Source organism: Streptococcus parasanguinis (assembly GCF_047465465.1).
Taxonomy (GTDB): domain Bacteria; phylum Bacillota; class Bacilli; order Lactobacillales; family Streptococcaceae; genus Streptococcus; species Streptococcus parasanguinis_AI.
This window is the reverse complement of sequence record NZ_JASGZU010000004.1, coordinates 42,108-53,597: the sequence shown is the minus strand read 5'-3', so window position 1 is coordinate 53,597 and position 11,490 is coordinate 42,108. Positions and strand designations below refer to the sequence as shown.

Below are 11,490 nucleotides of genomic sequence, written 5' to 3'. Positions count from 1 at the left end.
TACCCTTAACTACAGATTCATATGAATTTGTAGTTTTTTAAAAAATACGATAAAGGCAGATAAAATGAGTATTCAATTTACTTCAAAAAAGGTTGGAGAGCTATTGAAAGAAGGGAATTTGCGGATTCCTTCTTATCAAAGACCTTATAAGTGGAACAGAAAGCATATTCGTAATCTTTTTTATGATTTACGAGATGCTATGGAAAAAAAGGAATATCAAGTTGGCTCTGTTATCTTTCATGATAATGGTGGATACTTAGATATTGTAGATGGGCAACAACGACTAATTTCTATTTCCTTGTTTCTTCATTCATTAGAAAAGTTAAAGGATTATGAAGGCGCTAATCAACTTTTAGGTGCTGAATTTGGAGAGATATCCTGCTATCATGCAAGCGAAAATTATAACGAGTGGGAAAATTTAACTCAATTGGTTGGTACAAGCCAGGCAAAAGATATTTGCGAATTTTTATTGGAAAATTGTTCTATTTCTTGTATCATCATGCCAGAGGAACGTTTGGCAGAAGCCTTTCAATTATTTGATTCTCAGAATAATCGTGGAAAATCTTTAGAACCTCATGATTTACTCAAAGCCTATCATCTGCGTCAACAAGACTCAGAAGATGAAAAAATTGTTGAGAAATGGGAGCAGTTTGTGGAAGATGACGATTTAAGTCTGAAAGATTTATTTGATAAGCATCTTTTCCGTATGAGACGTTGGTCTAGGGGAGAAACAGGACTAACTAACAAGCGTTATGGTTCTTATCTGCGTTTTACAGAAGATTTTATTGACGATTTTAAAGGTGTTGATTTAAATCAGAATTTTCCATACCTAGAATTATATCGTCATATTGAAAACTTCCCTATGTCAATTACTATGCCAATCATAGATGGAAGCAAATTTTTTGAATATATTGAATCTGTTCATCAAATGATTAAAGATCATATAGATGTTTTAAATAAACAGTTAGGAATTTTTAATGATCCTAAGAGTGAAGAAAATGGTTCAGATTACCCTGAAGGTATGTTAAAAATTTACAATAGTTCAAAGGGGCGCTATCGCAAGTGCCACAATCTGTTTCTAAACATTTGTTCTCTCTTTGCGGAGAGATTTGGAAAAGATAAGCTATCAAAGGAAATAGTAGAAACCTTGTTTATTTGGGCTTACTACCCCCGTGTGAAGTCTCGAGCCATATATGACGCTACTGTAGGAAACTACGCTGCAGGCGGGAAGTTCAGACAAAGAGAAGTTCAAAAACTATTTCAAGTTTTAGCCCATGCTGTGACTCCGAATGATTTCATGGTTAAGATAGATAGAGAATTATTTGAAAATTATACGATGGAACAAATTATAGAAGAGGAAAAAGATAAATGGTAGAAACACATATAAGCTTATCCGTTAACCGTTTGTTAAATGAAGATACCTATGCTATTCCTCTTTATCAGAGAAATTTTGCTTGGACTTATGATGAAATTGAACAATTATTGAACGATGTGGCAGATGCTTTTCAAGAAAAGAGAGACAATTATTATATTGGAACATTAGTTGTTAATGAAGAGAATGATCTTTTCAAAATAATAGATGGGCAACAACGGACAACAGCACTTAATTTGATTGCCTTAGCTTTGAAGCATGAGTTTGGTTTTGATAGATTGAAAGCTGTCAATCTTACCTTCCCAGCTCGGAAGAAATCAAACGATAATATTCAAAAACTATTTATCAATGAAAAAATTTCTGAGGACGATGAAAATGAATTAACTAGAGGTTACAGACATGCTAAAGATGCCTTGAAAAAAGTGCTAGGAGAGCGCCAACTTGAACCTCAGCCCTTCGTTGATTATCTTTTTAATAAAGTCATCATTTTTCGTAGTATTCTTCCTAAAGATTTAGATTTGAATCTTTATTTCGAACGTTTCAATTCTCGAGGAGAACAACTAGAGGCTCATGAGATTCTTAAGGCGCAAATGATGGCTAAGTTCGGTATAGATCAAGAAATGGCTCAAAAGTTTGCAAGAATCTGGGATGCTTGCGCAGAGTTTGATAAGCCAGTAGCAAGTCAATTTAAGATGAGGCGGAAGAGGGCAGATAATTTTCAGGAGCGTGAACGTATTTTCGGATGGCACTTTTCAAATTACTCCTTTCATAATATTTATGATGACATTGATTTTTATCAAAATGAAAGAAGAAAGTTATCAGATATATTAGGAATAAAGGTCAATGAAAAAATTACAGAATCAGAAAAAGATTTTGGTGACTATACCCAAGTTATTGATTTTCCGACGTTTTTACTCCATGTATTGGCAATTTGGGAAGGTAAGGATACCAGTGAGGTTCAGTTAGATGATAAGAAACTCTTAACTCTATTTGATATAAAAAATAAAAATGAGACTTGGGTTATTGAGTTCAGTGAATTCCTTCTTAGAATGAAACATATTTTTGATAATTTCATTGTTAGAAATTCAAATATGGATTCTTCAAGCAGAAATAAGGATGAATGGTTTTTGCAGAAGGGTACTTACTATGAATACCAGCCAAATGGAAAAGCAAAAGAGCATTACATAGTTGAAGAACGCTTTACTAAGAATACATTTTCAGATTCAGAAATGAACAAAAACATCATTCTTCTTCAATCTATGTTTGCTGTGACTTTCACTGCCAATCGTGATAGTCGTTGGTTATATGAAAGTTTGCGATTCCTCTTCAACCATATTGAAGAGTTAGATCAACCGGAATTTGGTTCTTATTTTAAGGATTTTCTTGAAATAATGGCTGTAAGATATGCTGAGGGAAGATTGTTCACCGAGGAAGATATGCTCAAAAAATATGGTGATATTCCTGTTTATGCATTCAATTTTGTTGATTACATCTTATGGAAAAACCGTGAAGAATTAGGAAGGAAGTATAAAGGTGTTAAATTTGATCATTTCAAATTTGCTTATCGTCGTTCCATAGAGCATTGGTTCCCACAACATCCAAATAGTGATGAAAAAATTGAGAAAATGGATGATCAATTCTTACACTCTTTTGGGAACCTTTGTATCATTACAGATAGTCAAAATTCAAAATTTGGAAATTTAGTCCCGAGTGCAAAATATAAACAGTGGGAAGGAATTTTTGATCGTCAGAGTCTAAAGTTACAAATAATGGCTAATATAACAGAAAAAACTAAATGGGAATCGTATCAAATAAAAGGACTTGAAAAAGAAATTTTACCTATGGTCAAAAGATTCATAGAAAGTAAGTCATAAGAATTGCCTTGATCATTAATTTCAAAAGGCTATTGTATATCTAATAGATTTACAATAGCCTTCTTTTTTGTTACAATAATCAATAGAAAGAAGGTGAGAATATGTCAAAGACGAGCATGAGTATCCGTTTGGATAGTGAGGTTAAGGAGCAGGCCCAACTAGTGTTTAATCATTTAGGGATGGATATGACCACAGCTATCAACATTTTCCTCCGTCAGGCTATTCAATATCAGGGCTTACCTTTTGATGTTCGATTAGACGATCATGGGAAGTTGCTCCAAGTCGTAACGGATGTAGAGCAAAATCGGAATATGAGTCAACCCTTTGAATCAGTCTCAGACTTGATGGAGGACCTGCGTGCTTAAGATTCGTTATCATAAACAGTTTAAAAAAGATTTTAAGTTGGCAATGAAGTGTGGTTTGAAGGCAGACTTGTTAGAAGAAGTTTTGAATTTTCTGGTTCAAGAAAAAGAACTTCCTGTCAGATATCGTGACCATCAATTGACTGATTCCAAGCATTTCCAAGGTGTTCGGGAGTGTCATATCCAGCCGGATTGGCTTTTGGTTTACAAAGTAGATAAGGACGAATTGATTTTAAACTTGCTGAGGACAGGAAGTCACAGTGATTTATTTTGATGGATTCAACGATCCTCGCTCAGTTTGAGGTTGGCTAATGATAGAAAAGAAAAAAAGAGCAATACCCTGGAAGTCGGGGAAAGTCATTTCCATTCGCCTACGGAATGGCGTCTATGTCTTAGCACAAATGGTGAGAGAGCCCTATCTGGTATTTTTTAACCATTTCAAGGAGGAAAATAGCTGGAAGGGAGTGACCTTGAAAGAGGAGAATATTCTCTTTTGTAAAGCAGTCACTCGTCAGTTTCTACGCTCTAGTCCTGTAAGGATTGTCAAAGATCTTGACCCTCTCATAGATTATCGGTTACCCAAAGAATGGATTTATAGCCATATGGGAGGGCATCCGATTACGGTTTCGGTGAAGGGACGGGAGCGCCAAGTAACTGGTTTTGGCCAACGGCTTTCCTTGGTTCAGGCGGACAAGGAAAGTGGCCAAGCAGAGGATAATCCTCTAATGGGACTCTTCCAAGCCTATATCCTACCAGATATCCAAGAGCAAGATTGGGAGCGGGTCGGTCAGGCTGAGCTCATGTCTCTCGAAGTTTTTCCAACGCTCAATGAACGTCTTTATCTCTGCTCTCTCTATGGGAAAAATGTGAATCCAGAGCTAGATATCTCTTTGGGAAAGCCCTTGCCCGATGCTTATGAAACCTATCTCGATATTCTTAGCAACAGCCCAGAAGCACGACGTCTCTATCTGGGTGAGGAGGATGACTAAGAAAGGAATAGAACATGAAGGTTGACATTTTTGCGGAAGACAAACCAGCTGAAAAAGTCTTTGTCTACAAGCTAGAAGTGGCAGACCATGTGTTGCTCCTTTCCACCGCCATGCTCTCGGGAGCAATTGCTCTAGCCAGCTTATGTTCAGCCTTGAAAGATTAGATGATAGCCTCTATTTTCTTTTTGAAAATAGAGGTTTTTAAGTCCGTTTAGACCGGATAAGTGTTTTCTTTGGATCTGGATTGTGTTACAATTTTTAGTGACAAGTGTTTGTAAACAGGAAACAGAAAAACAATGGATGTTCTTCCAAAAAAATGAAACAGAGGAGAAGCGCGTGGCAAGATATTTAGTAGGTCCTTACAACAATAGTTGGAACTTTATGGATGCACTTGAAAAAGCGCAGGATGGGGATACCATCGAGTTTGAAAATGGGTATGTCTTTCAATGGCCGACAAATAAAGTGATCGAGATCGACAAAAACCTTCATTTCGTGGGGCATGTGGTTCCAAATCCAAATGGTAATGGGCGCATGTTTAACAACATCATTGAGGCTTCCTTCCGATTTGTAGAGGGAGCTCAGGTGACGTTTGAAGACTTGTGGTTTAAAGTTGGTGGGAATTATACTACATTGATCTTATGGAATAGCTCAGACATCACCTGTAAACAGGTCTATTTTGAAATCACCACTCCGACAAATAGTGAATTTTTTATCTATATGGATACGCATTCGAAGTTGACACTGGAAGGAGTCGGAATGAAGGTTCCAGAAAAACACCAAAGTGCCATCGGTATGTCCGCTTCGGAATTGTCCATTCGCAATTCAACGATTTTTTCTAAGATAGATCTGTCAGAAGGCTCCAAGTTGACCTTAGAAAATGTCCATATTGAAAAATTTGGGAATAATACGATCCATGCCAAGGACTCAGAAGTGATCGCAAAAAATTCAACGATTACAGGTGGAGATCTGGAAAATGATTTTCCACCAGTTTGGTTGAGGAATGTCATCTGGGAATCTGAAAACTGTAAAATAGAGTTGCCTACAGGCACTGGAATCTGTCTTGACAACAATGTTCAATTCAATTCGGATTCGGATCGTATGACCTCCATCAATTCATACAATAGTATGATCCGAGCTCACCAGGCGACATTTACAGAATTTTTATGCGTCTATGAAGAGTCCTTTGCTTCTTTGACTGGGGAAACGACCTTCTTGAATGAGAATGCCCAAACCATTTCATTTGGCGTTTTCAATGATGGTGTGCTGATGGCTGAGCATATGATTTGTCATAAGATTGCGGATCCTAATATACGGCTTCAAGGTGGAGCCTTTGCGAAGGTAGGCATCATGACCTATAGCCAGGGGGATGCGCGTGATCTGACTAAGGAAATCGAGGATGGCTGTGACTATCTCATTGGTAGAGAAGTGGCCATGGGCAATGCGCGAGTCGTTGCTACGGGACAGGCGACGGATGCAACGGTGGCATCAACTACAGCAAGGGACTCTGGGCCAGAGAAGAAACAAGATGCTCTTCAGGAACTCAATAGCCTGATCGGTCTTGAAAAAGTCAAACATGAGATCAAGAAAATGATCAACATGGTGGAATTTAACAAGAAACGAATCGCTAGTGGCAAGGCTCCTGAAAAGCAAACACTCCATGCAGCCTTTATGGGAAACCCTGGTACAGGAAAGACCACTGTGGCCCGTCTGTTGGGACAAGTGCTCTTTGATGCAGGTGTCCTCTCAGGAGAGGAATTCCGTTTCGTGGAAGCAACGGAGTCCGATCTGATCTCTTCGAATATTGGAGGAACAGCTGAACAGACCCAGGCCCTGCTCGAAAAAGCGCGTGGGGGCATCCTCTTTATTGATGAAGCCTATAGCTTGGATAAAAAGGACAGCGGTGCGGACTTTGGGATCGAGGCGATCAATACCATCCTCAAATTTATGGAGGACAATCGCGATGACATCATGATTATCTTTGCCGGTTATACCAAGGAAATGGAGGAGTTCTTAAAGACCAATCCAGGACTCCGTTCTCGGGTGCCAAATAATTTCATCTTTGAAGATTTTACAGGAGATGAGATTGTCCAGCTGGGCGAAATGATCCTAAGCAAAGGGGACTACAAGCTCGAAGACCGGGATTACTATGCACGACATGTTAAGCGGGCTTATGATGGCTCTCTAGATAAGAGCAATGGTCGCTGGATCCGTAACCTGGATGAGCAATTGACCAAGACCATGGCAGATCGGGTGGTGGCCCAAGGTTCCGATGATATTGAGACCATCCTCAATAGCGATATCGATGCTGTCCTTAACCAAGGCAAGTACCAGGCAGGAGCCGACAAGGAAGAAGATGGGATGGCCGCCCTCAATCGTTTGGTTGGCATTGCCAAGGTGAAAGAGCAAGTGGAACAGTTCGTAGCCATGGCTGAGTTCAACCAAAAACGGGCTGAACAAGGTGGCATCGTCGAAGACACGACCTTGCACTCTCTCTTTCTTGGAAATCCCGGTACAGGGAAGACCACCGTTGCCCGCATTTTAGGCAATATCCTCTTCCAAAAAGGGGTGATCAATCAGAAGAAATTCATCGAAGTTTCGCGGAGCAATCTGGTTGGAGGCTACCAAGGTCAAACAGCTTTGAAGACGCGTGAAGTTTTGGAGAGTGCACTGGGTGGGGTCCTCTTTATCGATGAGGCCTATACCCTCTTTACCGGTTCAAATGATGATTTTGGGAAGGAAGCTTTGGATGAAGTCCTCAAATTTATGGAGGACCACCGTCGCGATATCGTTATAATCTTTGCCGGTTACACGAAAGAGATGCATGACTTCTTGCAGGTCAATTCTGGTTTGCAAAGTCGGATCCCGACTACATTTGATTTTGAAGACTATAGTCCAGATGAGATCGTCGAGATCGGTCTGTTGGGATTGCGCAAGCAAGGCTACCAAGTCAATGAAGCTCTTTATGGAGAGATCGTCAGAGAGAATTATATGCGTGCCAATGATCATAGTAATGGTCGCTGGGTCCGCAATCTTAATGAAAAACTCTTGCGCCAAGTATCGACTCGGGTAACCCGTGAAGGTAGTACGGATTACAATTCGATTTTGGATCAAGATTTGGAAGCCTTGAGGGAGAATGGCAATTCTGAACATCCCCATACGGTAGATGATCAAGGCTATGTTCTTCCTTAAGCTAGAAGGAACAAGAAAAAGAGGCTGGGACAAAAGTCCTAGCCTCTCAATTATTTTTGGATTGTCGAGCAAGACGCAGTGGTTGAGTGGGCTCTACTACGCTGATTTCATCAGCTTTTACAGCCCTACTCAACTGTGCGGAGGTGGGACGACGAAATCGAATTCTAACGAATTACCTATTTCTGTCCCACTCTCTTTTTGCATGGACTTATGGTATACTAGGAGAAGATCATTCACTTATGAAGGAGAAAACAATGGTTTTACCAAATTTTAAAGAAAACCTCGAAAAATATGCTAAATTATTGGTTGCGAACGGCATCAACGTTCAACCTGGTCATACCTTGGTCTTGAACATTGATGTGGAACAAAGAGAATTGGCTCACTTGATTGTGAAGGAAGCCTATGCCTTGGGGGCCCACGAAGTCATTGTCCAATGGGCAGATGATTTTACGACCCGGGAGAAATTCCTCCATGCACCGATGGATCGCTTGGACAATGTGCCAGATTACAAGATTGCGGAAATGAACTACCTCTTGGAACACAAGGCCAGTCGTTTGGGTGTCCGTTCTTCTGATCCAGGTGCCTTGAACGGCGTTGATGCAGAGAAGCTTTCTGCTTCTGCCAAGGCTTTGGGCATGGCTATGAAACCAATGCGCATCGCCACTCAATCCAACAAGGTCAGCTGGACCGTTGCTGCAGCAGCTGGTTTAGAATGGGCGAAAAAAGTCTTCCCAAATGCGGCGAGCGACGAAGAAGCAGTGGATCTCCTTTGGGATCAAATCTTCAAGACCTGCCGGGTGTACGAAGAAGATCCAGTCAAGGCTTGGGAAGAGCATGCAGCTATTCTCAAGAGCAAGGCGGAGATGCTTAATAAAGAACAATTCTCAGCCCTTCATTACACAGCACCAGGCACCGATTTGACTCTTGGTTTGCCGAAAAACCATGTTTGGGAATCTGCTGGAGCTATCAATGCCCAAGGCGAAGGCTTCTTGCCAAATATGCCGACAGAAGAGGTCTTCACAGCTCCTGACTTCCGTCGTGCAGAAGGTTATGTCACTTCCACAAAACCGCTTAGCTACAATGGGAACATCATCGAAGGCATCAAAGTGACCTTTGAAAATGGAGAAATTGTGGATATCACAGCAGAAAAAGGCGATCAAGTCATGAAAGATTTGGTCTTCAAAAACAAGGGAGCGCGTGCCTTGGGTGAATGTGCCCTCGTCCCAGATCCAAGTCCAATTTCCCAATCAGGCATTACCTTCTTTAATACCCTCTTCGATGAAAATGCCTCTAACCACTTGGCCATCGGGGCAGCCTATGCAACCAGCGTAGAAGGGGGCGCAGAGTTCACAGAAGAAGAACTCGAAGCAGCCGGGCTCAACCGCTCAGACGTCCACGTTGACTTCATGATCGGCTCAAGCCAAATGGATATCGACGGTATCCGTGAGGATGGAACACGCGTACCACTCTTCCGTAATGGAGATTGGGCAATTTAAGGAGAAACTATGATTGGAAGTATGTTTGTCGGTCTTTTGATCGGACTTCTAGCTGGAGCTATCACCAATCGTGGCGAACGCATGGGATGTTTTGGGAAAATGTTCCTGGGCTGGATTGGTGCCTTTTTAGGACAATTACTCTTTGGTGCTTGGGGACCAAGCCTAAACGGTACAGCGATTATCCCATCGATTCTTGGTGCCATGATTTTATTAGCCATCTTCTGGGAAAGAGGAAGCTAGGTTTAACTTGCTAAAACAGATAGAGTGGTTGGAAATCTTCCAACCTCTTTTTTGGTCAAAACTTGATCATCAAAGTAAAATCAGGTATGATGGATGGTATGTTCTTTCGTGAATAAGTAAGATAATTTTGACTGTATAAGAATAAAATAGTATAGAAAGTAAGATCAATCTATGTTTAAACCCGCAAAAATCGAGTATTTACCGAAAATGAATTTTCGCTATCGTTTGTTAAAAGTAGAGAATAAGTGGTATTTAATGGAAGTCGATCGGCCAATTATAACAAGTTATTTTCTCTCATGGTTTACCTATTTTGTCCCTCATAAAGCTTATCAGCTGACAGAGGATGAAGTAGAAGCAATTGCTCCGAAAGTGCTTGAAAGAGATAAGAACATATTTTCTACTCAGACTAAAGCAGGGATTTCAGCTCTTGGTGCTGGTTCCTTAGCAGTTTTACTAGGCAGAGCTTTTCCGATAGAGGATTATTTATATTTTAGTTCCCATCTACTCAATCTAGTGTTAATGATCCTTGTTCTATGTATTGTTATTGGGCTTCGTATTTGGCTGAGTACTAGGAAAATAGAGACGGTGATGATAGCTTCTAAGAAAGCTAAAAGAATCTATTGTCGCCCAGTAAAATTTAGGATAGTACTAAGAAATCTTTTATTTTTGATAGTTCCTTTGTTTTTGTCAAGTGCAATGATTTACTCAGTTTTGAGTAAAATTAAACCAAATCTAATTGTTCATATGGGCCTATTTGTTACTTCATTTATGTATTTAGCATCAGCTATTTTAGGCTTATATGCTCCAGGCGATGATTTCAAAGCCAAAATCAAGTAGATCCAGTGGAGTGAAACCCAGAAGCAAGAGTAGCCTCCATCTACTTTTGGACCTTAAAACAATTTTCTAGAAAGGAGCATGATATGAAAAATGAAAAGAAAGTCGATATTGAGCAGGCGAACAAAGTCTACTTTAAAAGTTTAGCCAATACACGTGCTTCAGCGGCTATGATGATCAATTCGTGGACAGGCGTATTTTTGTTCGCGATTGAAATCATTTGCTTTTATTCGTATGATGTATCAAAAGGTATAAAACCATTTAATCATTGGTTTTTCGATATCCTAGTCATCTATTGTCTTTACCATATCATTACATTTTTCTTGCCGTTAATGGGGGCATTTATATATAGAAGACAAGTATTGTCAACGACCCTACTCTTATTCACCTATGCAGGGATGTTTTTATCGCTCCAAGTCATGGGCTTGCTCATCATTGTTTCTGCTCTGGCAAATAAAGAATTTGAGGTAGGTTTCCCGAAATATGGCTTCATCGTCATTCCTTTTCTTGTGATTTGTACCTTATTGGGCTTTATTTATCATTATTTTTGGCTTAAGAAGCAGTTAAAGATTGGCTTTTCACCAACTAGAACCCTGGGAAATTATTTCGCAAAATCAAGTAGTTACAGTAGCAATGTCCTAACGATCATCTTCGTCTGCTCCATGATAGGAGCGGCACTTACTGGCTATTATGGAGTGGTGCTAGGAGTATCCGTAAGCATACTATTCAGTTACGCCTTTACTCAGTTGCTGACAGAAGTGGGCTATCTCTTGTATTTGAAAACGAAAAGTAAGGAATATTGGGAAGATGAACCTGAGGATAATCCGACGCTGTGGGATTTGCTGTGGAATTGGTTGAAAGGCTTCAGTCTGAAAAAAGCCAAACATCGTATTTTATTAGAAATTTTAGTTTTTATATCCTTTACAGTAATTGCCTATAATTCAGGATATTCTAAACCAGGTATAAAATATCCATTTTGGCTAGTCTGGGGAGTAAGGATTTTAGTTTATACAATCGTGCTTGATCTATTTATCAGTACAGTGCGCTCTATCATGCGCAAGTTTTCGAATAAAAGGCAAGGCAAAAAATAACAAAAAAATACCTAACCGAGAGCTTTCTCAGTTAGGTATTTTT

At 39.9% G+C, this 11,490-nt stretch carries 11 protein-coding genes; all 11 read left to right on the top strand.

All coding sequences use genetic code 11. From position 1 onward, the window contains the following. Positions 1-64 precede the first annotated feature (64 nt). The 11 genes from QM351_RS07690 to QM351_RS07640 all read left to right on the top strand — a co-directional run bounded on the left by QM351_RS07690 (position 65) and on the right by QM351_RS07640 (position 11,447). Positions 65-1,375 (top strand): DUF262 domain-containing protein, encoded by a 1,311-nt coding sequence (locus QM351_RS07690; RefSeq protein ID WP_070590437.1) that lies wholly within the window; start codon positions 65-67, stop codon positions 1,373-1,375. Continuing rightward, positions 1,369-3,246, top strand: a complete 1,878-nt coding sequence (locus QM351_RS07685) for a DUF262 domain-containing protein (protein ID WP_254728344.1) — start codon at positions 1,369-1,371, stop codon at positions 3,244-3,246. The genes QM351_RS07690 and QM351_RS07685 overlap by 7 nt, the downstream gene beginning before the upstream one ends. 101 nt (positions 3,247-3,347) lie before the next feature. Further along, complete coding sequence (locus tag QM351_RS07680) at positions 3,348-3,611, top strand: type II toxin-antitoxin system RelB/DinJ family antitoxin (protein WP_009732165.1); 264 nt, start codon at positions 3,348-3,350, stop codon at positions 3,609-3,611. Next, entirely contained in the window at positions 3,604-3,882 is a 279-nt protein-coding gene (locus tag QM351_RS07675) for a type II toxin-antitoxin system YafQ family toxin (RefSeq protein ID WP_254728345.1), read from the top strand. Before QM351_RS07680 ends, QM351_RS07675 begins: the two co-directional genes overlap by 8 nt. A gap of 37 nt (positions 3,883-3,919) precedes the next feature. Next, complete coding sequence (locus QM351_RS07670) at positions 3,920-4,597, top strand: hypothetical protein (RefSeq protein WP_254728346.1); 678 nt, start codon at positions 3,920-3,922, stop codon at positions 4,595-4,597. 14 nt (positions 4,598-4,611) lie between these two features. Next, a complete protein-coding gene (locus QM351_RS07665; RefSeq protein ID WP_173019412.1) occupies positions 4,612-4,761 on the top strand; it encodes a hypothetical protein in 150 nt (49 codons plus the stop codon). A 172-nt stretch (positions 4,762-4,933) separates the two neighbouring features. Further along, positions 4,934-7,786 carry an AAA family ATPase gene (locus QM351_RS07660; protein WP_414327136.1) on the top strand — a complete coding sequence of 951 codons (2,853 nt, stop codon included), beginning with the start codon at positions 4,934-4,936 and terminating at the stop codon, positions 7,784-7,786. Between the two features lie 254 nt (positions 7,787-8,040). After that, entirely contained in the window at positions 8,041-9,282 is a 1,242-nt protein-coding gene (locus QM351_RS07655) for an aminopeptidase (protein WP_254728352.1), read from the top strand. A 9-nt stretch (positions 9,283-9,291) separates the two neighbouring features. Then, positions 9,292-9,522 carry a GlsB/YeaQ/YmgE family stress response membrane protein gene (locus QM351_RS07650; protein ID WP_003010011.1) on the top strand — a complete coding sequence of 77 codons (231 nt, stop codon included), beginning with the start codon at positions 9,292-9,294 and terminating at the stop codon, positions 9,520-9,522. 171 nt (positions 9,523-9,693) lie between these two features. Next, positions 9,694-10,359: a DUF443 family protein gene (locus QM351_RS07645; protein WP_414327135.1), complete on the top strand. Its 666-nt coding sequence runs from the start codon at positions 9,694-9,696 to the stop codon at positions 10,357-10,359. 83 nt (positions 10,360-10,442) lie between these two features. After that, positions 10,443-11,447 (top strand): hypothetical protein, encoded by a 1,005-nt coding sequence (locus tag QM351_RS07640; RefSeq protein ID WP_414327134.1) that lies wholly within the window; start codon positions 10,443-10,445, stop codon positions 11,445-11,447. Positions 11,448-11,490: the final 43 nt, after the last annotated feature.